Source organism: Amycolatopsis sp. lyj-90, from assembly GCF_046549035.1.
Lineage (GTDB): Bacteria > Actinomycetota > Actinomycetes > Mycobacteriales > Pseudonocardiaceae > Amycolatopsis.
On record NZ_JAJPWP010000004.1, the window covers coordinates 400,299 to 424,692 of the forward strand.

Genomic DNA, 24,394 nt, shown 5'->3' on the forward strand with positions numbered 1-24,394 from the left:
TGCTCGCGTCAAGTAATCGGTCGATTTCGTCGAATCACTCTTCAGTGGGTAAATGCGCGTTTTTGTTGTTGCTTAAAATTACGAACACTTGTTCGATAGATGTACGGTATTCTTGTGGGGTGTCCGAGACCTTTGTTCCCGAGTTGCCGCAGGAGTTGTGGCGTGCTGGCAAGCTGGAGCTTGCCCACGGCGTGCAACAGTTCCTGCAGGTGATGCGGGTCGCCTCCACCGGGTTGGGACGGTATCTGGCGGAGATTGATTCTCGCGGCGCGAAAGACTTATACGGTTATGGGACAACGGTGGCGTGGTTCGCCGATGTCGCGGGATTGAGTCAGGGCGAGGCGCGGCCGTATGTGAATCGCGCAATCGATCTGAACCCCACACGTGCCCTGGACGGCACCGAGATCCCGGCCTTCGCACCGGCGACCGCTGCAGCAGCGGCGGAGGGTGCGATCGGTGAGGAACGGATCAAGCAGATCGTGGAGATCCTGCGGAAGATCCCCGCCGAGGTATCGGTGGAGGATCGGGAGCACGCGGAGACAACCCTCGCCGACCTCGCCCGGAAGGCCGGACCCCAGCAGATATCGGACCTCGGGGACCAACTGCTGGGCTGGCTCGACCCCGACGGCAAGGAACCCAAAGACCCCGAACCCGCCCAACCCCGCCGAGAACTCACCCTGGAGCGCCGCAAAGACGGCTACTGGAAACTGAACGGCCTCCTCGACGACGAGACCGGTGCCCGCACCGCCGCCGCCCTCGAAGCTCACGCCACACCCCGCCCGATCGACGAGTTCGGCCAAGCCGATCTGCGCACGAAGGCCGAGCGTCAGGGCGATGCCTGGGCCGAGCTACTCGACTTGGCGATCGCGTGCCCGGACCAGCCCGGGACCAGCGGCTACCGCACCCTGATCCACGTCACCATCGGCCTCGACGAGCTGAAGTCCGGTCTGGGCACGGCGTGTGTGGACTTCGTCGGGACGATGACGGCCCGCGAGGCGCGGATGGCGGCCTGCGATTGCCTGATGCTCCCGGTCGTGATGAACGCGGCTGGTGAGCCGCTGGATGTGGGACGGCTGAGACGGTTCGTCACCCCCGGCCAGCGCCGAGCACTCAACATCCGTGACGGGGGCTGTGCGTTCCCGGGGTGTTATCGCAGGCCGAAGAACTGTCACGCCCACCATATTCATCACTGGGCAGACGGCGGGCCGACAGATCTCCGGAATCTCGTGCTGCTGTGCGGCTTCCACCACCGCCTGATCCACCACGGCGACTGGCAAGTCCGCATGGCCGGGGATGGACTACCGGAGTTCGTCCCACCCCAGTACTTGGATCCGTTACGAAGATCGCGGCGTAACACCCACGCTTGACCCGAGGAGCCCGCCAGCCACACCGGCGACGGGCCCCTCGCCATGCCCACACCTTCAGAACCGTTCGAACCCGACGCTCCGGCCACCCCGTCTAGCATCATCAGCGTGATCAAGGACCGGCCAGGCGAGATTCAGCCAGGTGACATTTACGAGGACTGCGCGTTTCACCCGGTGCTCTGCACCTACATCGACGACGGCGATGAGATCGGCGGTATTTCCCTCATCGACGCGAGCGCGCCGCGGGCGTGCTCGCTCAGCGGCTGCGGCGTCATCAAACTGTCCATCGCCGACGTGGTCGCGGCACGAGCCGACTGGCCCGCTTACCTGGCCCGCCGCAAAGCCGATTTCGAAGCCGAAAGCGAGTAGCAATCACGGAGCCCCTCGCTCAGCGCCGGGTCGAGGGTTTCGTGAGTGGCGATTCGTGTTCTATTGAGGGGTAAGTAAAATGTGGCGTGACCGAGCCTCTGCGATGAAGGACTACTTCGCTGGCTTCAAGGCTGAGAAGTGGCCTTCGCGGCGTGGTTCTGGACCGGTCAGCGGTCGCCAGTCGTTCCCCGAGTGTCCATAGGGGACACCCTCTGACGATTGAATCTCCGGTTGATGGCTATATGTGCGTTTTCGGGGGGCGTGAGTGGTAAAGAGGGTTATTGAGGGAAAGGGCAAACGTGGCGTGCTTTGCAGCCGGGTAGCTTCGGACTGAAGGCTCTTCACCGCGTCCGATGCCGAGTGGCCGTGTCGCGAAAGCCACTTTCGGGACGTCTGATGTCCCGAAAGTGGCTTTCGCGACGCCCCTGGCAAAAGTGTCGTTGTGGCTGAACCCAAGGTGAGCGAGGGCGTGACTCACGTGATCAGAGACGGATCTCGCGTGCTCAGATCCCGGACTCCGTGATCGTCGCCCGATCACGCGAGATCCGTCTCCAAACACCCGTGATCCGTCTCTGATCACGGGTGATCGCCGCCCCATCCCGCCCGAACATGCCACGTTTACCCTACCCCTCATTAGAACGCGCCTTACAACTCACGACCCCTGTTGCAAAGCGTGCAGATGGGCATCAATCGGACACTCGCTCGCCTGAAAATGTCCACTGTGTACAGTCGTGATGAGGCAGGCTCTCGTCACCCGGCCAGATTCTCGACGCTGAGGGCTCGGCGCGACCCGACTGCGAACACGACACGTTTGCCCTTCTTCTCAATAACCCGAAACGCCACTCACGACCAACGCCACCCGACTCACCCCGAATGCCGCCGCGCCAGCGCCTCCGAACCCTGCGCCAGCAAGGAAACATCCGCACCGACCAGCACGAACGAAGCGCCGGCGTCGAGGTAGCGCCGCGCCTGCGCGGGGTCGAACGCGTTGACCCCGACCGGCCTCCCCCGCGCCCGGACCGATTCGAACGTGGCCAGGACGGCCGTCGTGACCTCGGGGTGCGTCTGCTGTCCGAGCAGCCCCATCGAGGCGGCCAGATCGGACGGTCCGACGAACACGCCGTCGACGCCGTCGACTGCGGCGATCTCGGCGGCGGCCGCGACACCCGCCGTCGACTCGATCTGGACGAACAACGACGTGAAGTCGTCGGCGTTCGTCAGGTAGCCCTCGACCCGGTTCCAGCGCGCGGAGCGGGAGAGAGCACTGCCGACACCGCGCACGCCTCGCGGTGGATACCGCACGGCCCGGACGACGGCCTCCGCCTCGTCCGCGCTGTCGACCATCGGCACGAGAAGGTTCTGCGCGCCCAGGTCGAGCAGGCGTTTCAGCGCGACCGCGTCGCCGGACGGGGCGCGCACCATCGGGGTGATGGGGTACGCGGCGATCGTCTGCAGCAACGACTGCACCGTCTCCAGCCCGACGGGGGAGTGCTCGGTGTCGACCAGCAGCCAGTCGAGCCCGGAGCCCGCGCAGATCTCCGCGACGACCGGGCTGCCCGACGTGACCCACATGCCGATCTGCGGCCGCGTGGCCTCGGCCAGCCGCTCCCGGAACGTGGGCGCTAGACGAAGCGGCATGTGATCGCCCCCAGGTCCCGGTAGTCGGCGGTCACGGTGTCGCCGGGGTGCACCCACATCGGCCGGGTGAACGATCCGGCCAGCACGATGTCGCCCGGATCGAGTTTGTCGCCGTGCTGCGCGAGTTTGTTCGCCAGCCAGGCGACACCGTTCGCGGGATGGTTCAGGACCGCGGCGGCGACGCCGGATTCCTCGATGGTTTCGTTGCGGTACAACAGCGCCGAGACCCAGCGGAGGTCGACGGCGTCCACGGCGACCGGGTTGCCGCCGTAGACCATCCCGCCCATGGCCGCGTTGTCGCTGATCGTGTCCACGATCGTCCGTCCCGCCATTTCGATGCGCGAGGACAGGATCTCCAGCGCGGGTACGACGTACTCGGTCGCGCGCAGGACGTCGAACACCGTGGCGTCCGGACCGGAAAGCGAGTCACGGAGCACGAAGGCCAGCTCGACTTCGATGCGCACGTTCGAGAACCGGCTGTGCTCGATCACGGAGCCGTTCTCGAACACCATGTCCGCGAAAATGGCGCCGTAGTCCGGTTCGGTGATTCCGGTGGCGGCCTGCATGACCTTCGACGTGAGCCCGATCTTGCGGCCGACCGGACGGCGCCCCGCTTCGATGCCCCGGCGCCGCCACTCGTTCTGCACGGCGTAGGAGTCCTCGACGGTCATGTCCGGATAGCGCGCCGTCAGCAGCGGAATCGTCTCGCGGGCCGCTTCGGCGGCCGCCAGTTCGTCGGCGATCGCGGTGATGGTTTCCTGTTCGAGCATGATCCCGCCTCAGAGCTGGTTGCCGAGTTTGTACTCGCCCTGTTTCCAGGCAGGCAGTTCCCCGTCGTCGTCACCCTTGCGGGTGTAGGAGAAGCCGTCGGCGCCGATGGTGACCGCCAGTTCGCTCTCCTCGGTCCTCGCGACCACCGGCTGCGGTTTGCCGTCGAGGTCGAGCACCAGCGACGCGTCGGTGTACCAGGACGGGACCACCGGCGTGCCCCACCAGTCGCGGCGCTGGTTGTCGTGCACGTCCCAGGTGACGACCGGGTTGTCGGGGTCGCCGGTGTAGTAGTCCTGCGTGTAGATCTCGACGCGGTGCCCGTCCGGGTCGCGCAGGTAGAGATAGAACGCGTTCGAGACGCCGTGCCTGCCGGGGCCGCGTTCGATGTGGTCCGACATCCGCAGCGAGCCGAGTTTGTCGCAAATGGACAGGATGTTGTGCTTCTCGTGCGTGGCGAACGCGACGTGGTGCATCCGCGGTCCGTCTCCGCCGGTCATCGCGGTGTCGTGCACGGTCGGCTTGCGGCGCATCCAGGCCGCGTAGGTGACGCCCTGATCGTCCTGGATGTCCTCGGTGACGCGGAAGTTGAGGTCTTCCATGTGCTTCACCGCGAGCGGGACGTCCGGGGTGACCTGGTTGAAGTGGTCGAGCCGCACCAGCGCGCCCGGCAGGTGCAGGTCGTAGCGCCAGCCGAGCCGCTCGACGTGCTGGACGTCGTGGAAGAACTCGATCGGGAAGCCGAGCGGATCCTGCACGCGCACCGAATCGCCGATGCCCTTGGTGTAGCCGTCTTCGCGGCGTTCGACGCGGCAGCCCAGCTCCGTGTAGAACGCGACGGCCTTGTCCAGGTCCTCGGGAGACCGGACCCGGTAGGAGAACGCCGCGACCGCGGCGACCGGGCCCTGGCGCAGCACGAGGTTGTGGTGGATGAACTCGTCGATCGTGCGGAGGCTGACCGTGGTGTCGTCTTCTTCGGTCACCGTCAGGCCGAGGACGTCGGCGTAGAACGCGCGCGAGCGGGCCAGATCGGTGACGACGAGCTCCATGTACGCGCAGCGCAGGACGTCCGGCGGTGGCGACGACGGCGTGGGGATCGGGTTCATGACAGCATCCTTTGTGGACGGAGGAACGGTCAGCGCTTGCCGAAGGCGGGGTTGTGCACCTCGCCGAGATTGATGTGCACCGCCTGCTGGTCGGTGTAGAAGTCGATCGAGCGGTAGCCGCCCTCGTGGCCCAGCCCGGACGCCTTGACGCCGCCGAAGGGCGTGCGCAGGTCACGGACGTTGTTCGAGTTGAGCCACACCATCCCGGCCTCGACGGACTGCGCGAAGTTGTGCGCCCGCTTGAGGTCGTTGGTCCAGACGTAGGCCGCGAGCCCGTACTTCGTGTTGTTCGCGAGTTCGAGCGCCTCTTCTTCGCTGTCGAACGGCGTGATCGCGACGACCGGGCCGAAGATCTCCTCCTGGAAGATCCGGGCGTCCGGTTTGACGTCGGCGAACACCGTCGGCGCCACGTAGTTCCCGGCCGGGAAGCCGTCCGGACGGCCGCCACCGGCGACCAGCCTGCCTTCGGTCTTCCCGATCTCGATGTACTTCATGACCTTGTCGTAGTGCTCGGGGTGCACCAGCGCGCCGACCTCGGTCGCCGGGTCGCTCGGGTCGCCCACGACCACGCGCTTGGCCTGCGCGGCGTAACGCTCGACGAACTCGTCGTAGATCGCGCGCTCGACCAGGATCCGGCTGCCCGCGGTGCAGCGTTCGCCGTTGAGCGAGAACACGCCGAAGATCGTCGCGTCGATCGCGGTCTCCAGATCGGCGTCGGCGAAGACGATGGCGGGCGACTTGCCGCCCAGCTCCATCGACAGTCCTTTGAGGAACGGCGCCGCGTTCCCGAAGATCAGGCTGCCGGTGCCGCTCTCGCCGGTGAACGAGATCAGCGGGACGTCCGGATGCTTCACCAGCGCGTCGCCGGCGTCCTCGCCGAAGCCGTTGACGAGGTTGAACACGCCCGGGGGCAGCCCGGCCTCCTCGAAGATCTCCGCCCACAGCGACGCCGAAAGCGGGGTGAACTCGGCGGGCTTGAGCACCACGGTGTTCCCGGTCGCCAGTGCGGGGGCGAGTTTCCACGACTCCAGCATGAACGGCGTGTTCCACGGCGTGATCAGCCCGGCGACACCGATCGGCTTGCGGTTGACGTAGTTGACCTGGCGGCCGGGCACCTTGTAGGTGTCGTCGGCCTGCGCGACGATCAGATCGGCGAAGAACCGGAAGTTCTCCGCGGCCCGGCGGGCCTGGCCCAGCGCCTGCGAGATCGGCAGGCCCGAGTCGAAACTCTCCAGCGCGGCCAGCCGCTTGTCCCGCGCTTCGACGAGATCGGCGATGCGGTTCAGCACCCGGGACCGCTCGCGCGGAACCAGTTTCGGCCACGGTCCCTCGGTGAACGCCTTCCGCGCGGCGGCCACGGCGCGGTCGATGTCGGCCTTCTTGCCCGCGGCGGCCCGCACGTAGACCTCGTTGGTCACCGGGTCGAGCACGTCGAAGACGGCGCCGTCGGCCGAATCGACGAGCTCGCCGCCGATGTAGTGCCGGATCCGCTCCGGGACACCGTCCGGGATCGGCCGGGGAGTCGTGGTGGTCAAGAGTCCTCCTCAGTCAGCGGTTCGCGCGCTCTCGAGCGTCCAAAAAGGCCTGCATGGTGGCCCAGCGGTGATTGCGCGCGGCGAATTCGATGTCGAGCGGGTCGGCCTTCTCGGAGATCAGCCGGAGGATCTGTTCGTGCTCTTCGACCGACCGGTGCGCGCGGTCGGGGACGAAGGCGAACGTCGAGTCGCGCAGTCCGGACAGCCGTGTCCAGCCCTGGTGCACGAGTTCGAGGATCTGCGGGTTGGGGCAGCATTCGAAGAGCAGCGAGTGGAACTGCTGGTTCAGTGCGGTGAACTCGTGCGCGTCGAAGTGGTCGAGCAGGGCGATCATCCGCTCGTTCACCCGGCGTGCCTTCGCGATGTCCTCTTCGGACAGTCCAGGCGCGGACAGCGCGGTGGCGACGCCTTCGACCACGCCGAGGGTCTGCATGGCGTGGACGTATTCGTTCTGGTCCACCATGGCCACGCGCGCACCGACGTTGCGCTCGAAGGTCACCAGCCGCTCGGCCTCCAGCCGCCGGATCGCCTCGCGCACCGGGACGACACTCATGTCGAGCGCGCCGGCGATCTCGGCGAGGACGAGCCGGTAGCCGGGTCCGTACTCGTGCCGGGCGATCCGCTCACGCAGCCACTCGTAGGCGAGTTCGGACTTGCTGGCCGTCTTCACTGCTTCTTCTGCCATGCCTCATACCTTTCCCGCCACAAGGGATTGAGCGGGAAGAGCCCCTCGATCGGGCGGCCCTTGCCGACCTGCTCGGCGATCCAGGCGTCCTCGTCCTCCTGGACGAGCGTCGCGTCGACGATCTCTTCGGCCAGGTTCGGCGGGATGACGACCACCCCGTCGTCGTCGCCGACGATGATGTCGCCGGGCAGTACGGTGGCCCCGCCGCAGGCGACCGCGACGTCGGTGTCCCACGGCACGTGCTTGCGGCCGAGGACCGCCGGATGCGCGCCCTGCGAGAACACCGGGAGGCCGGTCGCGGCGACGGCGTCGAAGTCGCGGACCCCGCCGTCGGTGACCACCCCGGCGGCGCCGAGATACCGTGCCCGCAGCGCCAGGATGTCCCCGAGCGTCCCGGAACCTCGGTCACCCCGGGCTTCGATGACGATGACCTCGCCGTTGCCGACGGAGTCGAAGAGGCGTTTCTGCGCGTTGTAGGCACCGCCGTGGGACTTGAAGAGGTCCTCGCGGTTCGGGACGAAACGCAAGGTCCTCGCCGTGCCGACGATCTTCGAGCCCGGCAGGTTGGGACGCACGCCGTCGATCGCGACGTTGTTCAGCCCGCGCTTGCGCAGCTGAGCCGACAAGCCGGCGACAGGTGCGCGCAGGAGCTTGGCGCGAAGCTCTTCGCCGAGAGCGGGCGCGTCCTGTGGGACCGGTTCGTTCGAGGGAGTGCCCCAGGCTTCGGCGCGCTGCTTGTCGTCGACCTCGGGAAGGCTGCCGATGTCCGAAAAGGACCGGATTCCCTGGGAGACGGTGGTGTGGAGCCGTCCGCTGCTGGCGGAGGTGCCGGGTACGTCGACCTCGACCACGACGACGTCACCGGGGGAGACCACGGTGGAACCGGCGGGGGTCCCGGTGAGGATGACGTCGCCGGGTTCGAGCGTGAAGTGCTGGGAGAGGTCGGAAACGAACTGCCGCAACGGGAAGATCAGCCCGGCGGTGGTGTCTTCCTGCACGAGGTCGCCGTTCACCCACGTGCGGATGCGCAGTGACGACGGGTCGACGTCGCGCGCGTCGATGAGACCGGGGCCGAGCGGGGTGTAGCCGTCGCCGCCCTTGGACCGGACGTTGGAGCCCTTGTCCGCGGTGCGCAGGTCGTAGAGGCCGAAGTCGTTCGCGGCGGTGACCGCGGCGACGTGGTCCCACGCCTTGTCCGGTTTGACCCAGCGGGCCGTGGTGCCGATGACCAGGGCGATCTCGCCCTCGAAGGCCAGCAGTTCGGTCCCCGCCGGGCGTTCGACCGTGCCCCCGGACGTGCCGAGCGAGCTCGACGGCTTGAAGAAGTACGACGGGTTCGCCGGACGCCGCCCGCGCTGCTCGGCCCGTGACGCGTAGCTGAGATGGACGGCGATGATCTTGCCCGGCCGGGTGCCCAGCGGACCGGACCCGCGTCCGGAGGGCGCCGTTGCCTCGTAAGTGTCCATGTTTCCCTGAACTCCTCGACCCTTGCTTCGTATCTAATAACGTATATGATTCCGTGCCACAGTGGCAAGGCGGTCACCGAGTGGCCTTCGCCTCGCCCGGGATCCCAGCGGGCCGCCACTCGCGTCAGGCCTACGTCAAAGGAGCCAAAGTGTCGAATCCAGCGCAGGATGAGCGCACCTCCGGCCGGACCGCCTCACCGCCCTCCAACCGGCGCCGGGTCGCGTTCGCGACCGTCGTCGGCACCACCGTGGAGTGGTACGACTTCTTCGTTTACGCGTCCGCGGCCGGTCTCGTCTTCGGAAAGCTGTTCTTCTCCGGTCTCGGGGCGAACAGCACCCTCGTCTCCTTCGCCACCGTGGGCGTGAGCTTCCTGTTCCGCCCGCTCGGCGCTTTCCTCGCCGGGCACTTCGGCGACAAGTACGGCCGCCGCGTGGTCCTGGTGCTGACCCTGATCCTGATGGGCGCCGCGACCACGTTGATCGGCGTGCTCCCGACGTTCGACCAGATCGGTGTGCTCGCGCCGGTCCTGCTGATCCTGCTGCGGATCCTGCAGGGAGTTTCGGCGGGCGGTGAGTGGGGCGGCGCCGTGCTGATGGCCGTCGAGCACGCCCCGCCGAACCGGCGGGGACTCTTCGGCGCCTCGCCGCAGATCGGTGTCCCGCTCGGCCTCCTGCTTGCCTCCGGCGTCCTGGCGCTGACCAGCCTGCTCGTTCCCGGGCAGGCGTTCCTCGACTGGGGCTGGCGGATCCCGTTCCTGCTCAGCGTCGGGCTGATCCTGGTCGGTCACTACGTCCGGCGCCGCGTCGAGGAGAGTCCGGTCTTCCGGGAGATCGCCGAACGCCGTGAACGGACCCGGACCCCGATCGTGCAGCTGTTCCGCAAGCATTCGGTACTCGTCCTGGTGGCCGCGCTGGTGTTCGCGGGCAACAACGCCGTCGGCTACATGACCACCGGCGGCTACATCCAGAACTACGCGACCAACCCGAAGGGGCCGATCGGACTCGACCGCGGTCCGGTGCTGTGGGCGGTGACCGCGTCGGCGGCGACCTGGCTGCTTTCCACGTGGGCGGCGGGCGCGGTCTCCGACCGGATCGGCAGGCGGCGTACCTACGTGGTGGGCTGGATCGCGCAGCTCGGCGGCGTCGCGGTGCTCTTTCCCTTGGTGGACAGCGGGAACGTCGTGCTGCTGGCACTGGGCCTGATCATTCTCAGCATCGGTCTCGGCTTCACCTACGGCCAGCAGGCCGCGTTCTACGCGGAACTGTTCCCCGCGTCTATCCGGTTCTCCGGTGTCTCCATCTCCTACGCGCTCGGCGCGATCCTCGGCGGCGCGTTCGCGCCGACGATCGCCACCGCGCTGGTCGGGGCGACCGGGACGTCGATGTCCGTGGCCCTCTACCTGGCGGGAATGACTGTCGTCGGTCTCATCGCCACGTTGCTGCTGCGTGACCGGTCGGGGATTCCGCTCGGGCCGGACCACGAAGCCGAGCAGGCGGTGAGCCCGCTTCGCTTCGGCAAGTGATCAGTCGTCCGTGACGCTCACCCGCCAAGAGCGTCACGGACGGCCTTCGCCGCCGCCTTGAGCCGCTCCGCGAGCTCGGCGGGGGTGCGCGCGCTGGACAGGTAGACGACCGCGAGCGCCGCCGGGTCGTGACCGCGCAGGGGGAGCGGCACCGCGACCGCGCTGAGGTTCTCGATCACTTCGCCATGGCTGTCCGCGTAGCCGCGGGCGGCCACTTCCCGTATTTCCTCCGGCCAATCCTCCGATGGGAGCTGGGAAAGGATCGCCCGGCCGGGGGCGCCGACGGTGAACGGATGCCTGGACCCCGGGCGCTGCGCGACGGACGCGACAGCGTGCCGGGGTTCCACGCTGACCAGGGTCACGCACTCTTCGCGGTCCATCACCGCCACGAAACACGTCATGCCGAGCTCGTTCGCGACCGCCGTCAGCTCGGGCAGAGCCGCGGCTTGGAGATCGTGTTTGATCCCCGCCGCGAGCGCGGCCAGCCGCGCGCCGAGTTCGTACTTCCCAGCGGGCTCCCGGGTGAGGAGCCCGTGGTCCTCGAGCGTGCGGATGAGCCGGTACGCGATCGACCGGTGGACGCCGAGCCGTTCGGCGATTTGATCGACGCTGAGCGCTTCCTGCGCGTCGGCAAGGACTTCGAGGACGCGGATGCCGCGGCTGAGCGTTTGGGACGAGCTCGCGGTCTTGCGGGAGTCCGAAACCATCGTATACGATCCATTTCGATAGTTGAACTGGCTGTTCGATTATAGAACAGAATCGGCAGGGTTGCCCATGATGTCACGCGAGACCAGTTTTTCGCCGGGGTCGAATCTCTATCGGCCTCCCGCGCAGTTCTTTCGAGGCTGTCTCGGCCGCTTCGCGACGGGGGTCGCGGTGGTGACCTTCGACGCCGTGACGAAACGGCACGGCCTGACGGTGAACTCCTTCACCGCCGTCTCGATGGATCCGCCGCTCGTGCTCGTTTCCATCCAGCGCACCGTGAAGAGCCACGACCTGCTCGAAGGCCGCCCGTTCGCGGTCAACGTCCTCGGCGCGGAACAAGAGGCGCTCGCGATGAACTTCGCCGGCCGCCCGAGTGCCGAAGGCGCGCCGGTTTGGGTCGAAGGCGGGAACGCACCGCGGCTCGCCGGCGTCCTCAGCTGGTTCGACTGCACGCCGTGGGCCGCCTACGACGGCGGCGACCACACCCTCTTCCTCGGTGAAGTGCGGGAGTTCGACTACCGCTCCGGCGACGCGCTCGGCTTCGTCGACGGGCGGTTCTCGACCATCCACGAATCCGCGCAAGGCCACGAATCCCTGTTCTGACAACGACGTCCCGAGAAGGAGCACGACATGGGAGCCCGCACCGGACAGCAGTACCTCGACAAGCTCAACGCGATGACGCCGGAGCTGTACGTCGACGGCGAGAAGGTGACCTCGAAGGTCGCCGAACACGCCGCGTTCCGGAACAACGCGCTGACCTACGCGAAGCTGTTCGACCTCCAGCACGACCCGGCGCACCGCGACGTCCTCACCTACGAGTCGCCGACCACGGGGGAGCGGGTCGGCACCTCGTTCCTGGTGCCGCGGACCGAGGAGGACCTCAAGCGCCGCCGTGCCGCGTTTTCCGTGTGGGCTCAGTACTCCAACGGTTTCCTCGGCCGCACCGGCGACTACATGAACTCGTCGCTCACCGCGCTTTCGACCGCGAAGAAGTTCTTCTCCCAGGCCGACCCCGTCTTCGGCGAGCGCATCGAGAAGTACTACGAGATGGCGCGCGAGAACGATCTTCTCGCGACGCACACGCTGATCCCGCCGCAGGTCAACCGCTCGGTGTCCGGGAGTCAGCAGGGCGGCGGAAACCTTTCGGCGAAGGTGGTCGAGGAGCGGGAGGACGGCATCGTCGTCCGCGGCGCCCGGATGCTCGCCACCATCGCCCCGATCGCCGACGAACTCCTCGTGTTCCCGTCCACCGTCCTGCGCGGCACCCCCGAGGACGCCCCGTACTCCTACGCCTTCGCCGTCCCGAACGACGCGCCCGGGCTGAAGTACTTCTGCCGCGCCGGACTCCACCACGGCCGCTCGCACTTCGACGAGCCGCTCGCGTCCCGGTTCGAGGAGATGGACGCGGTCGTCGTGTTCGACGACGTGTTCGTCCCGAACGACCGGGTCTTCCTGCTCGGGCACCCGGAACTGTGCAACGCCTGGTACGCCGAGACCGGCGCGGGCGCGCTGATGACCCACCAGGTCGTCACCCGCACGCTGGCCAAGACCGAGTTCTACCTCGGCCTCGCCAGCGAGATCGCCGCCGCGATCGGCATCGGCGGGTTCCAGCACATCCAGCAGGACCTCTCGGAGCTGATCTCCTACGTCGAGATCGAGAAGGCCGTGCTGCGCGCGGCCGAGGCCGACGGCGCGGTGAGCGAGGACGGCGTCTTCCTGCCCAAGTGGGAAGTCCTCAACGCCGCCCGGAACTGGTACCCCACCAAGGTCTCGCCGCGGCTGACCGAGATCATCCGCAAGTTCTCGGCGTCCGGCCTGATGGCACTACCGGGTGAATCGGACTTCGATGCGGAGGGCCGCCCGGACATCGACACCTACCTGCAGTCGGCCACCCTGCCCGCCAAGGACCGCGCGCGACTGTTCAAGCTCGCGTTCGACGCGTCGGTCTCGAGCTTCGCCGGGCGGGAGTCGTTGTACGAGTACTTCTTCTTCGGCGACCCGGTGCGGATGGCGGGAGCCCAGGTGAACGCGTACCCGAGGGAGGCGCTGCAGGAGCGGGTGCGGGAGCTGCTGGCACGCGACAACTAGAGGACTGGTTGCGGTAGTTGCACGCGCATCCATCGCAACCAGAGGACGACTTGCGAGAGGTGGGCGACGGGACGCGGACACGCCCGGGATCTGCGAACTTGATTCATTCCAGAAAATGGGCCAGACTGCGCCCGTGCCCACGACCCCGGAGTTCGAGCGGATGCTGCGCGGGGCCTCCCTGCGCGTGACGCGCCCTCGGGTGGCCGTGCTGACAGCGGTACGTGACCATCCGCACGCCGACACCGACTCGATCATCGGTGTCGTGCGCGCGGAGCTCGGTGAGGTCTCTCACCAGGCCATTTACGACGTGTTGCGGGCACTGACCGCCGCGGGTCTCGTCCGGCGAATCCAGCCGTCCGGGTCCGTAGCACGCTATGAGTCCCGTGTCGGGGACAACCACCACCACGTCGTGTGTCGATCATGTGGTGTCATCGCCGACGTCGATTGCGCCGTCGGTCCCGCACCCTGTTTGAGCGCGTCGGACGACCACGGCTTCGTGATCGAAGAGGCCGAGGTCATCTACTGGGGCCTGTGTCCCGACTGTGCCAGCGAAACCCGCGCGATCGAACCCCGTTCCTGAGCCCTGCAAGCTCTGAATTCCCGGAAGGATTCCCGTGTCTGACAGCCCGGACGCCGTCGTCGGCGAAATGAACGAAGAGAGCGCGGGCGGCTGCCCCGTCTCGGCGGGGCGCCGCAACCACCCCACCGAAGGGGCGGGAAACCGTGACTGGTGGCCGAATCAGCTCAACCTGAAGATCCTCCGGAAGCACACTGCGGCTTCCGACCCGATGGACGCCGGGTTCGACTACGCCGCCGCGTTCAAGACCGTCGACCTCGACGAACTCGCCAAGGACGTCGACGCCGTCCTCACCACTTCGCAGGACTGGTGGCCCGCGGACTTCGGCCACTACGGCGGCCTCATGATCCGCATGGCGTGGCACAGCGCGGGCACGTACCGCATCGAGGACGGCCGCGGTGGCGCGGGCGCGGGCATGCAGCGCTTCGCCCCGCTCAACAGCTGGCCGGACAACGGCAACCTGGACAAGGCCCGCCGGCTGCTGTGGCCGGTCAAGAAGAAGTACGGCCGCAAGATCTCGTGGGCCGACCTGATGATCTTCACCGGCAACCGCGCCCTGGAGACCATGGGCTTCAAGACCTTCGGCTTCGCCGGTGGCCGCGCCGACGTCTGGGAGCCGGACGAGGACGTGTACTGGGGTCCCGAGCGCACGTGGCTCGGCGACGAGCGTTACACCGGTGACCGCGAGCTCGAGGGCCCGCTGGCCGCCGTGCAGATGGGTCTCATCTACGTGAACCCGGAAGGCCCGAACGGCAACCCGGACCCGCTGGCCGCGGCCCGCGACATCCGCGAGACCTTCCGCCGCATGGCGATGAACGACGAGGAGACCGTCGCGCTGATCGCGGGCGGCCACACCTTCGGCAAGGCACACGGCGCGGCGAACCCCGACGAGCACGTCGGTGCCGAGCCCGAGGGCGCTTCGATCGAGGAGCAGGGCCTCGGCTGGAAGAACTCCTTCGGCAGCGGCAAGGGCCGCGACGCCATCACCAGTGGTCTCGAAACCACCTGGACCTCCACGCCGACCCAGTGGAGCCACGGCTTCTTCCAGAACCTCTTCGGCTACGAGTGGGAGCTGACCAAGAGCCCCGCCGGTGCCCACCAGTGGCAGCCGAAGGACGGCGCCGGCGCGAACACCGTGCCCGACCCCGAGTCCGGCGAGCTCACGCGCCCGCCGACGATGCTCACCACCGACCTGTCGCTGCGGGTCGACCCGGTCTACGAGCAGATCTCGCGCCGCTTCCTGGACAACCCGGACCAGTTCGCGGACGCCTTCGCCCGCGCCTGGTACAAGCTGACCCACCGCGACATGGGCCCGATCCAGCGCTACCTCGGCCCGCTGGTGCCGCAGGAGACGCTGATCTGGCAGGACCCGGTGCCCGCCGTCGATCACGAGCTGATCGACGACGCGGACATCGCCTCCCTCAAGGAGAAGCTGCTCGCCTCGGGCCTGTCGGTCTCGCAGCTGGTCTCCACCGCGTGGGCGTCGGCTTCGACCTTCCGCGCGAGCGACAAGCGCGGTGGCGCCAACGGTGCCCGCATCCGCCTCGAGCCGCAGCGCGACTGGGAGGTCAACGACCCGCAGACGCTGGCCCAGGTGCTGCGGACGCTGGAAGGCGTTCAGGAGGCGTTCAACGGCGCCCAGACCGGCGGCAAGAAGGTCTCGTTGGCCGACCTGATCGTGCTCGGTGGCGTCGCGGCCGTCGAGAAGGCGGCCAAGGACGGCGGTCACGACGTCACGGTGCCGTTCACCCCCGGCCGCACCGACGCGACGCAGGAGCAGACCGACGTCGAGTCGTTCGCCGCGCTGGAGCCGACCATCGACGGCTTCCGCAACCACCGCGGCAAGGGCCACCGTCTCCCGACGGAGTACCTGCTCATCGACCGCGCGAACCTGCTGGACCTGAGCGCGCCCGAGCTGACCGTCCTCGTCGGCGGCCTGCGTGTGCTCGGCGCCAACACCCAGGAGTCGAAGCACGGCGTGCTCACGGAGAAGCCGGGGTCGCTGACCAACGACTTCTTCGCGAACCTGCTCGACATGGGCGTTCAGTGGACCGCCGCGTCCGGTGACGCGGAGACCTTCGAAGGCCGCGACCTCGCGACCGGCGAGGTCAAGTGGACCGGTACCCGTGCCGACCTCGTGTTCGGTTCGAACTCCGAGCTTCGCGCGGTGGCGGAGGTCTACGCCAGCGACGACGCCAAGGAGAAGTTCGTCCGCGACTTCGTGGCGGCGTGGGACAAGGTCATGAACCTCGACCGGTACGACGTGGCATGATCCGAGCCTGAACCTGGCTTGACACCGGGCCGGCCGCGTTTCGCGGCCGGCCCGCTGTGTTTCCGCCGGACGAAGGGAGACGGACGTGGGGGATCTGCTGGCGGCGGGCGGCTGGGGCCTGCTGGCCGGGTCGGCGTTGCTGCTCGGGGCGATGGTCGGTTTCCTGGTCCGGATCCCGGGCAAGGCCGTGGCGAGCGTGATGGCCTTCGGCAGCGGCGTGCTGATCTCCGCCGTCTCGTTCGAACTGATCGCCGAGGCGCACGAAAAGGGCGGCTTCCTGCCGACCGCGCTCGGCGCTCTGGGCGGTTCGCTGATCTACACCCTCGCCAACATCGCGCTCGCCCGGCGGGGCGCCCGTCATCGCAAACGTTCGGGTGACCAGCAGACGTCCGAGAAGGAACAGGCGGGCTCCGGTACGGCCATCGCGCTCGGCGCCCTGCTGGACGGCGTGCCCGAATCGATGGTGATCGGCACCAGCCTGCTCGGCGGCGGGAGTGTCAGCGTCGTGACCGTGGCGGCCGTGTTCATCAGTAATGTCCCGGAAGGACTGTCCAGCGCCGCCGGGATGAAACGGGCGGGCCGGAGCCCGCGCTATGTCTTCACGCTCTGGAGCGGTATCGCCGTGATCAGCGGCGTGGCGGCACTGCTCGGCTACGGCGTTCTCGGCGGCGCGTCCGGCACCGTCCTGGCCGTGATCACCGCGCTCGCGGGCGGCGCGATCCTCGCCATGATCGCCGACACGATGATCCCGGAGGCCTTCGACGACGCGCATCTGTGGACCGGGCTGATCACGGTCGCGGGCTTCCTCACCGCGTTCGGCCTTTCGCGCATCGAGGGCTGAGCGAGGGTGAGCCCGATGGTGTGAACCACCGTGGCGCGTTCGGCGTAGTCGAAAAGCACGACGCCGGAATGACGGATGGCTCTGGATGCGAAGGCCTTGGTGACGGAAGATTTCGCTGCCGACGAAACACTGAACGCCTGGAGCGAGTCCCATGAAGAACGAAACCTCCGAAAACCTCCGTCTTCTTTTGACCGGCTTCGGGATCGACACCGCGAAGGCGGGCAGTGGGGTCGACCTCGTGATCGACCGCTTCGACAACTGGACCAACAAGGCGAAGGCGGACACCTTCGGCTGCTTCACCGGAGCCTGTTGTGTCATCCCACCCATGGCCGAAGCCAGGTGATCCGCTGATCAACGGCCGGACGGCGGCGGGATCGGCGCTCCGGCGCAGGACCCGTCGCCCGCCGTGCCGGTGGAGAAGAACTCGACGGCCTTGCTCGCACAGGGGAGCGAGGACAGCGAACCGTGGTGATCGTCCTCGACGGTGAGCAGGGCTCCGCCGATCCGCTCGCGCATGGCCAGTGCCCAGCCGATCGGTGTCACCGGTTCGTAGACGTGCCCGACGAGTTGCAGCGGACTCGTTCCTCCGGCGAAGTTCCACGGCTGGACCGGCAACGGCCAGCCCGCGCACCGGCCGTCCCAGAACCCGGGGGAGGCGACGGCCGGGTACGCGCGGATCCGGTCGAGCCGCCGCTGCCAGATCGTCTCGAAGTCGCGAGGGCCCTCGGAGGCGTTGCAGAGGATCGCCGTCTGCTGGAAGGTGTTGGCGCCGTTCGGTTTCGTGTCCCAGCCGAATCCGGCACCGCGCTCGGCCGCGGGGCCGGCCGCGGGCGCGGTGCCGTCACGCAGGGCGGCGAGCGCCTTGGCGGAGTTCGCCCAGTCGCGGCGCGGACCGGCGAGGTAGTTCGTCACGGTCTCGCCGTGCACCTCTCGGAGCTTCAGCAGCGCGTCGAGCACCGCGGGCTGGGTGCGCCCGAAGTGGTAGACGGCGTCGTAGCGGGCGATCCAGCCGGCGAACTCCCGGGCCGTGACCTCGCCCGCCGCGACCATCGCGTCGTCCATCGCGCCGACGTCGAGGGTCGGTGCCATGACCGAGTCCAGCAGCATCCGGTCCACCCGGGAGTCGAATCCGGTGCGGTAGGCGGCGCCGAGCGCGGTGCCCCAGGAAACACCGTAGAAGCCGATCTTCGCCTCACCCAGGGCTTCCCGGATCCGGTCCATGTCGCGCGCGACGTTCTCGGTGGTCAGGTTGCGGACGAACTCGGGATCGCCCGCGACACAACGCTGGTTCACCTTTGCGTCCCGTTCGAAGACGAATCTGGCTTTTTCCTTGTCCGGCAAGGAGGACGGCGGCTCGGCGTCGTCACCGGGAAGCGACGGACAGGCGACGTCGGCGCTGTAGTCGACACCGCGCGGATCGAACCCGATCAGGTCGTGGTCGGCGCCGATCCCGGCCGCCTTGCTGTCGGTGAGCCACCTCGGCTCGTGGATCCCGGACTGGCCGGGGCCGCCGGGATTCAGCAGGACGACACCTCGCCGCCGGGCCGGATCGGTCGCCTTCCGCCTCGAGACCGCGATGTCGATCTTCCGGCCGTCCGGTTTCGCGTAGTCGACCGGGACGGTCACCATCGCGCATTCGGTGCGCTGATCGTCCGCGGGCTCCCAGCCCCCGGCCACGTCCTTGCAGAGCTTCCACTCCAGCGGTGCGGGTGACGCCGAGGCGAGCGCCGGCGCCGCCAGCGCGGCCATCGTCGTCGCGAGCAGCACGATCGCGACCCGGTTGCGGGGCATGGGCGGTTCTCCAAGGCTCGACGGCGGGACTTCGTCAGCCTCGCCGCGTGCCCCGGCCATCCACATCGGCCGATCGGCCGATGATCACCGGCCGCCGGTCAGACGTCACCCGACGCCAGCAAGGTCAGCAGTTCGGCGTGCCCGGCCTGGGTGATCAGGCTGGCGGCGTCGAAGTAGACGCGCTCGTTGGTGATCCGGTCCCCGTCGAAGAAGAACACCGCGATGATCGGGACGCGGAACGCCTTGCCGGTGGGTGGACGGCCGTAGAACTCGCCGAGGTTGGTGCCGAGCAGGTCGAACTCGACGATGACCGACTCGTCGGCGAAGTGGTAACGGACGTTTTCGTGCCGCTGGTCCGGGAACGCCGTGCGGGTCATGCGGTAGTACCCCATGACCTCCTCGTCGCCGTCGAAGATCTGCCCGGTCGCCATGATCTCGTAGTGCGGGTGGCCGTTGAAGGTGCCCAGCGTGCGGTCGAACTCCTGGGTCACCTCGGTGTCCATGTGCTCTTCGATGATCTTGTGGCGCCGCTCGCGCAGGTCTTCGCTGATCACTGGTCCTCCGGGTCGTTCCTGGTCGCGATCCGCAGACTACCGCCCGCGGCTTCGTCGTCGGTCCCGTAGAGCAGACTGCCGCACGAGCGCGAGAGGCATGTCATGGCCTCGATCTTGTGACCGGGGAAGTCGCCGATCCTCACCGGAACGGGGGAGAGGGCGATCGAACCGTCGGCACGGAGCACCCCCGCCGCGTACACGGCCGAATCGAACGGGCCTTCGTCGCCGGGATCGGAGGCTGCCGAGATCAGGACGCGGCCGTCCGAGGTGATCTCGACGTCGGAGGCGTGCCGGACGTCGGTGGTGGGGTAGGCGACGCGGAACGGGACCGACCTCGGGTTCTTGAAAGCCGGCTTCGACACCGAGAACTCCGCCGAGTGGAGCGTGGCCGGGCGGGCGTCCTGGCCGCGATCCGCCCAGACCGCGAACAAGCGGTCATTCACCTTCTTCAGCGCGAAACTCTCGTAATTGTCTTCCGGGTCGCCCTTCGGGACCTGGAAGGTGCCGAGCACTTTCAAGCGCCGGTCGTTCAGCTTGAAATGAAAGCCCTTGCCACCGCTGGCCAGCGCGATGAATTCACCGGCCTTTCCTGGTACCGCTTCGGCCGCTTCCAGGTCGACGGGGAGTTCGCCCGGCCAGTCGATCGGGTCCACCTTGGACACCCGGCCGTGGTCGAGACGTACCCGGACCGCCCGGTTCTCTCCGGGTTTCTTGTTGTCCCGCAGCACGAGCGCGTCGATCCGATCGCCGTCCCTGTCGAGGACGGCGACACCGCTGGCGCCGGAGGTCATCCCGGTGCCGATGGATTCCCAGCCGTCGCCCGCCGACGCTGTCGAAGGGAGGAGGAGCGGGATGGTCAAAGCCGGAAGAATGGCGAGGGAGGCGAATTTCATGCCGACAAACTAGTTCAGGAGCGGGGCGGGACGAATGCTGGAATCGATGCAGGAGTTCCGGCGCGGACCCGGGGATCCGCGCCGGAAACGCGGCCGGATTCAGGCGCCGCAGTAAAGGCTGCCGGCGCGGAGCGCGTGGCCCCCTTCGTTCCCGTCGTCGGCCCAGACCACCTGCTTGCCCCCGCGTTCGCAGGTCGGCGAGATGGCGAAGCCTTCGTTGTTGTAGTCCGGCATCGCGCTCGGCCGGTTGAAGGTGTCGGTCACGGCGAACTTGCCCTGCGGGCCGACCGAGAGCGTGGTCGAGTTCCCGCTGCAGTTGTCGTCGCAGACCGCCCAGAGCTTGCCGTTCGAAGCTTCGTACTCGAGTTCCATGATCGAGTCGAGGCCGCTCGCGAAACTCGCGACGCGGGTGTACTTCCCGCCCGCCTGGTCGAGGGCGTAGGCGTAGATCATCCCGTTGCTCTCGAGACCGACGAGGTAGAGGCCGGTGCCGTGACCGGGGTAGGTGGCCGGGTTGTACGGCGCCTTCGTGCGCTCGTCCACGAACCCCTTCGCGGTGAGGGCGCTGTCCGGGATCCACGACACGGCTTCGAGACCGTCGTTGGCCGAGACCTTCGGCAGATCCGCCGTCAGATCCCATTCGGCCTTGGCGGTGAGGGTCTTGGCCGAGCCGGAGACGTCGTACCGGAGCACCTTCAGCGCGCTCTTCTTGCTGTTGTCGCCGTCGCGTTCGGTGGCCGCGACCACGCCGTCCGGGGTGGCCACGACGGCCTCGGCGTCGGGGTCGCCCTTGCCGTTGCGGTAGCGCAGGGCCTTGCCGGACGACCAGCCGTTGGCGGTGTCCGGCCGCCACGTCGAGCCGTTGCGCACGAGGCGGTACAGCGTGCCGGGACCGTTCTTCACCGCCCACAGGACGTCGGCGCCTTGGAAGGACAAGCCGCTCATATTGCCGCCGAGGACGTCCGAATCGTCGACGTTCATGACGGCGGAACCGCCTGGCCAAGGGCTGTTCGCGGCGGTGCTCGCGGTGGCGGTGGTGGCGGGCAGGACCAGCAGGACCGCGGCGACGGTGGCCACGGCAGCGGGGCGGATCCGGCGAGGTGATCGGGGCATTCGCGCTCCTTCGGGGCGGACGAAGTGGATCGCGGCGTGTCGACACAAGTTAAGTAAGTTTCCTAACAAATACAAGATATCGCCAAACTCCCACGAAATGAAGCAACGGCGGGTTTACAAATAGTGACTACTTGTCAAACCGGGTGTACATCACCTACAGTTTTGTAAACCCAGCCAACGGAGGAGGGTGCGATGAGCGAGATGACGGGCACGATCCCGGAGGGCTCGACCGAGCGGTGGACCGACCGCAAGCGATACCTGTGGCTGATCGGCCTGGTGGTCCCCTCGCTCGCGTTCCTCGCCATCGGGCTGTACGCGGCGACCGGATGGGGCGTGTGGTTCTGGATCGGGCCGATCGTGATCCTGGTGGTCGTGCCGCTGATCGACCTGATCGCCGGGCTCGACCGCGACAACCCGCCGGACGACGTCATCGAACGGCTGGAGAAGGACCGCTACTACCGCTGGATCACCTTCGCGTTCCTGCCCATCCAGTACGCGGGTTTCGTGGCCGCGTTCTGGCTGATCTCGCGCGGCGATCTGTCCGTTGTGGACAAGATCGGGCTGGCGATCTCGATCGGCTGCATCGGCGGCATCGGCATCAACACCGCGCACGAACTCGGGCACAAGAAAGAAAGTCACGAGCGCTGGCTGTCGAAGATCGCGCTGGCACAGAGCTTCTACGGCCACTTCTACATCGAGCACAACCGCGGCCACCATGTCCGGGTGGCGACCCCGGAGGACCCGGCCAGCAGCCGGGTGGGGGAGAGCTTCTACCGCTTCTGGCCGCGCACGGTGTTCGGCTCGCTGAAATCCGCGTGGGGCCTGGAGCGCAAGCGATACGCCCGGCGTGACCGGCACCCGTTCCGGATCGGCAACGACGTGCTGAACGCCTGGCTGATGTCGGCGGTGCTGTGGGCGGCGCTGACCGTGTGGCTGGGGCCGGGAATCCTGCCGTACCTGGTGATCCAGGCGGTGATCGGGTTCTCGCTGCTGGAAGTCGTGAACTACATGGAGCACTACGGGATGCGGCGGCAGAAGGTCGGCCCGCCGAACCGACGGCGCTACGAACGGGTGGATCCCAGCCACAGCTGGAACTCCAACAACATCGCCACCAACGTCCTGCTCTACCACCTGCAGCGGCACAGCGATCACCACGCCAACCCGACGCGGCGCTACCAGACCTTGCGCGATTTCGCGGAATCGCCCGTCCTGCCGACGGGTTACGCCGGGATGATCGTGCTGGCGCTGTTCCCGCCGGTCTGGCGTCGCGTGATGGATCCGCGGGTGCTCGCGCATTTCGACGGCGACATCTCGCGCGCCAACATCCAGCCGTCGAAACGGGGCAAGATCCTGGCGCGCTACGGAACCCGCGTCACCGCGCCGTCCCGGGTCGTCTCCGACACGCACGGCGACGCGTCCGAAGGCGGGATGTGCCCGGGCTGCGGCTATGTCTACGACGAGAAACTCGGCGACCCGCGTGAGGGTTTCCCTGCCGGAACCCCGTGGTCGGCGATCCCGGATTCGTGGTGCTGCCCGGACTGCGGGGTGCGGGAGAAGGTCGACTTCGTGGCACCGGGAAGGGTCGGAGCATGATGAAGATCGAGGCGGACCGCGCGAAATGCGACGGGCTGGGCATGTGCGAGGCGATGGCGCCCGACTTCTTCGAGGTCGGTGACGACGGCACGGTCGTGGTGCTCGACGAGCGGCCCGGCGAGGAACACCGGCAGGATCTGTCGGCCGCCGTCGACGCTTGTCCGGTGCTGGCCTTGAAACTGCGGGACTGACCATGACACTGGTCGTCGTGGGAGCCTCGCTGGCCGGTCTGCGCGCGGTGGAGGCGGCGCGCCGGGACGGGTACCGCGGGCGGATCGTGCTGATCGGCGCGGAAGATCACCCGCCGTACGACCGGCTTCCGCTGTCGAAGGCCTTCCTCGACGCGGAGGGCCCCGGGCGGATCGATCCGTTCCACAGCGTGTCCGCGCTGCGTGACGAACTCGGCGTCGAACTGGTGCTCGGCGCGGCCGCGGACGGTCTCGACACCACCGCGCGCGAGGTGGCGGTGGACGGCTGGACCGTGCCTTATGACGCGCTGGTGATCGCGACCGGCGCCACCGCGCGGCGGCTGCCCGGGAGCGAGGGAATCGCCGGGGTCCACACCCTGAGGACCGCCGAGGACGCCCTGGCCGTCCGGGCGGCGCTCGATCGCGGGGCGCGCACTGTCGTGATCGGGGCGGGTTTCATCGGCTCGGAGGTCGCCGCCGCGGCCAGGAAGCGGGGACTGCCGTCGACGATCGTCGAGGCGCTCGACGTCCCGCTCACCCGATCCGTCGGGGCCGAAGCCGGTGCGATGTGCGCCTCGCTGCACCGGGAGGCCGGCACGGAAATGCGGCTGTCCACCAAGGTCACCGGCCTGGAATCCGACGACGGCGCGGTGACCGGCGTCCGGCTCGCGACCGGCGAGGTGCTGCCCGCGGACCTGGTGGTGGCCGGCATCGGCGTCGTCCCGGCCACCGGCTGGCTGACCGGGAGCGGAGTGCCGCTGCACGAGCTCGACGGCGGCGTGGTGTGCGATGCCACGCTCGCGACCGGTGTGCCCGGCGTGTACGCCGCCGGGGACGTCGCGCACGCCGAGAACCCGCTGTTCGACGGCGACTTGATGCGGCTCGAACACTGGACGAACGCCGCGGAGCAGGGAGCCGCGGCCGCCCGTCACGCGCTCTCGCCGGAGTCGGCGCGTGCGCTGGCGCCGGTACCGTACTTCTGGTCGGACTGGTACGACCACCGGATCCAGTTCGTCGGCACCCCGCGCGCGGACGAAGTGGTGACCGCCGTCCCGGCCTCCGGCGGGTTCACCGCGCTGTACCGGCGCGGGGACCGGATCGTCGGCGCGCTGACCGTCGACCGGCCGCGCGAGATCATGAAGTACCGCCGCCACGTCGCCGGGCGGACACCGTGGGCCGAGGCGCTGGCGTTCGCTGCCTCGACGGCGGCTTAGAAGGTGTCAATCGAAGTGAGGTCGGCGACTGGGGTGAGGACACGCGCGCGCGTCTCTTTTCGGCCGGAGGCCTCGGGTTTGCGGAGGCGGGCCGCCGACACGGCCGGGTGA

General features: G+C 68.1%; 23 protein-coding genes. 12 read left to right on the forward strand and 11 right to left on the reverse strand.

Annotated features, from left to right (window positions below):
* Positions 1-119 precede the first annotated feature (119 nt).
* Together ACLJPX_RS17280 and ACLJPX_RS17285 are read left to right on the forward strand one after the other, a co-directional pair.
* A complete protein-coding gene (locus tag ACLJPX_RS17280) occupies positions 120-1,367 on the forward strand; it encodes a DUF222 domain-containing protein (protein WP_410600973.1) in 1,248 nt (415 codons plus the stop codon).
* Positions 1,368-1,472: 105 nt separating this feature from the next.
* Complete coding sequence (locus tag ACLJPX_RS17285; protein ID WP_410600974.1) at positions 1,473-1,733, forward strand: hypothetical protein; 261 nt, start codon at positions 1,473-1,475, stop codon at positions 1,731-1,733.
* A gap of 864 nt (positions 1,734-2,597) precedes the next feature.
* Here the strand turns inward: ACLJPX_RS17285 and ACLJPX_RS17290 are convergent.
* From ACLJPX_RS17290 to ACLJPX_RS17315, 6 genes are read right to left on the reverse strand one after another with little or no spacing between them, the layout of a single operon-like run.
* Positions 2,598-3,371, reverse strand: a complete 774-nt coding sequence (locus ACLJPX_RS17290; RefSeq protein WP_410600975.1) for an HpcH/HpaI aldolase family protein — start codon at positions 3,369-3,371, stop codon at positions 2,598-2,600.
* Positions 3,356-4,141, reverse strand: coding sequence for a 2-oxo-hept-4-ene-1,7-dioate hydratase (gene hpaH, locus ACLJPX_RS17295; protein ID WP_101608214.1), 786 nt, complete (start codon positions 4,139-4,141; stop codon positions 3,356-3,358). The genes ACLJPX_RS17290 and hpaH overlap by 16 nt, the downstream gene beginning before the upstream one ends.
* Before the next feature lie 9 nt (positions 4,142-4,150).
* A complete protein-coding gene (gene hpaD, locus ACLJPX_RS17300; protein WP_174720415.1) occupies positions 4,151-5,245 on the reverse strand; it encodes a 3,4-dihydroxyphenylacetate 2,3-dioxygenase in 1,095 nt (364 codons plus the stop codon).
* Between the two features lie 29 nt (positions 5,246-5,274).
* On the reverse strand, positions 5,275-6,780 hold the full coding sequence (hpaE, locus tag ACLJPX_RS17305) for a 5-carboxymethyl-2-hydroxymuconate semialdehyde dehydrogenase (RefSeq protein ID WP_410600976.1): 1,506 nt from the start codon (positions 6,778-6,780) through the stop codon (positions 5,275-5,277).
* A gap of 13 nt (positions 6,781-6,793) precedes the next feature.
* Complete coding sequence (locus tag ACLJPX_RS17310; protein WP_101608211.1) at positions 6,794-7,465, reverse strand: GntR family transcriptional regulator; 672 nt, start codon at positions 7,463-7,465, stop codon at positions 6,794-6,796.
* Positions 7,447-8,931, reverse strand: a complete 1,485-nt coding sequence (locus ACLJPX_RS17315; protein ID WP_410600977.1) for a fumarylacetoacetate hydrolase family protein — start codon at positions 8,929-8,931, stop codon at positions 7,447-7,449. The genes ACLJPX_RS17310 and ACLJPX_RS17315 overlap by 19 nt, the downstream gene beginning before the upstream one ends.
* Before the next feature lie 149 nt (positions 8,932-9,080).
* Here ACLJPX_RS17315 and ACLJPX_RS17320 point away from each other — a divergent pair, with 149 nt between their 5' ends.
* Entirely contained in the window at positions 9,081-10,454 is a 1,374-nt protein-coding gene (locus ACLJPX_RS17320) for an MFS transporter (RefSeq protein ID WP_410600978.1), read from the forward strand.
* Between the two features lie 17 nt (positions 10,455-10,471).
* On the opposite strand, the gene ACLJPX_RS17325 is transcribed toward ACLJPX_RS17320, so the two are convergent.
* Positions 10,472-11,161: an IclR family transcriptional regulator gene (locus tag ACLJPX_RS17325; protein ID WP_101608208.1), complete on the reverse strand. Its 690-nt coding sequence runs from the start codon at positions 11,159-11,161 to the stop codon at positions 10,472-10,474.
* 70 nt (positions 11,162-11,231) lie between these two features.
* On the opposite strand from ACLJPX_RS17325, the gene ACLJPX_RS17330 reads away from it, so the two are divergent.
* The 6 genes from ACLJPX_RS17330 to ACLJPX_RS17355 all read left to right on the forward strand — a co-directional run bounded on the left by ACLJPX_RS17330 (position 11,232) and on the right by ACLJPX_RS17355 (position 17,280).
* On the forward strand, positions 11,232-11,762 hold the full coding sequence (locus tag ACLJPX_RS17330) for a flavin reductase family protein (protein ID WP_410600979.1): 531 nt from the start codon (positions 11,232-11,234) through the stop codon (positions 11,760-11,762).
* Positions 11,763-11,789: 27 nt separating this feature from the next.
* On the forward strand, positions 11,790-13,247 hold the full coding sequence (gene hpaB / locus ACLJPX_RS17335) for a 4-hydroxyphenylacetate 3-monooxygenase, oxygenase component (protein WP_410600980.1): 1,458 nt from the start codon (positions 11,790-11,792) through the stop codon (positions 13,245-13,247).
* Positions 13,248-13,380: 133 nt separating this feature from the next.
* A complete protein-coding gene (locus tag ACLJPX_RS17340; protein WP_410600981.1) occupies positions 13,381-13,827 on the forward strand; it encodes a Fur family transcriptional regulator in 447 nt (148 codons plus the stop codon).
* Between the two features lie 34 nt (positions 13,828-13,861).
* Positions 13,862-16,096 (forward strand): catalase/peroxidase HPI, encoded by a 2,235-nt coding sequence (gene katG / locus ACLJPX_RS17345; protein ID WP_410600982.1) that lies wholly within the window; start codon positions 13,862-13,864, stop codon positions 16,094-16,096.
* A gap of 85 nt (positions 16,097-16,181) precedes the next feature.
* Complete coding sequence (locus ACLJPX_RS17350; RefSeq protein ID WP_410600983.1) at positions 16,182-16,937, forward strand: ZIP family metal transporter; 756 nt, start codon at positions 16,182-16,184, stop codon at positions 16,935-16,937.
* A 151-nt stretch (positions 16,938-17,088) separates the two neighbouring features.
* Complete coding sequence (locus ACLJPX_RS17355; RefSeq protein WP_410600984.1) at positions 17,089-17,280, forward strand: hypothetical protein; 192 nt, start codon at positions 17,089-17,091, stop codon at positions 17,278-17,280.
* Positions 17,281-17,288: 8 nt separating this feature from the next.
* Here the strand turns inward: ACLJPX_RS17355 and ACLJPX_RS17360 are convergent, their stop codons facing one another.
* The 4 genes from ACLJPX_RS17360 to ACLJPX_RS17375 form a co-directional block, all read right to left on the reverse strand.
* The gene (locus ACLJPX_RS17360) at positions 17,289-18,728 is read right to left on the reverse strand and encodes an alpha/beta fold hydrolase (protein ID WP_410600985.1); all 1,440 of its coding nucleotides are present in this window, start codon (positions 18,726-18,728) and stop codon (positions 17,289-17,291) included.
* A gap of 98 nt (positions 18,729-18,826) precedes the next feature.
* Complete coding sequence (locus tag ACLJPX_RS17365; RefSeq protein WP_101608195.1) at positions 18,827-19,282, reverse strand: ester cyclase; 456 nt, start codon at positions 19,280-19,282, stop codon at positions 18,827-18,829.
* Complete coding sequence (locus ACLJPX_RS17370) at positions 19,279-20,175, reverse strand: hypothetical protein (protein WP_410600986.1); 897 nt, start codon at positions 20,173-20,175, stop codon at positions 19,279-19,281. The genes ACLJPX_RS17365 and ACLJPX_RS17370 overlap by 4 nt, the downstream gene beginning before the upstream one ends.
* 99 nt (positions 20,176-20,274) lie before the next feature.
* Positions 20,275-21,288, reverse strand: a complete 1,014-nt coding sequence (locus ACLJPX_RS17375; RefSeq protein WP_410600987.1) for a hypothetical protein — start codon at positions 21,286-21,288, stop codon at positions 20,275-20,277.
* Positions 21,289-21,480: 192 nt separating this feature from the next.
* Between ACLJPX_RS17375 and ACLJPX_RS17380 the strand changes: the two genes are divergently transcribed.
* Genes ACLJPX_RS17380 through ACLJPX_RS17390 form a run of 3 tightly spaced genes read left to right on the forward strand, consistent with a single transcriptional unit; the run spans position 21,481 to position 24,283 of the window.
* On the forward strand, positions 21,481-22,881 hold the full coding sequence (locus ACLJPX_RS17380; RefSeq protein WP_410600988.1) for a fatty acid desaturase: 1,401 nt from the start codon (positions 21,481-21,483) through the stop codon (positions 22,879-22,881).
* Positions 22,878-23,072 (forward strand): ferredoxin, encoded by a 195-nt coding sequence (locus tag ACLJPX_RS17385; RefSeq protein ID WP_007029462.1) that lies wholly within the window; start codon positions 22,878-22,880, stop codon positions 23,070-23,072. Before ACLJPX_RS17380 ends, ACLJPX_RS17385 begins: the two co-directional genes overlap by 4 nt.
* 2 nt (positions 23,073-23,074) lie before the next feature.
* Complete coding sequence (locus ACLJPX_RS17390) at positions 23,075-24,283, forward strand: NAD(P)/FAD-dependent oxidoreductase (RefSeq protein ID WP_410600989.1); 1,209 nt, start codon at positions 23,075-23,077, stop codon at positions 24,281-24,283.
* Positions 24,284-24,394 lie beyond the last annotated feature (111 nt).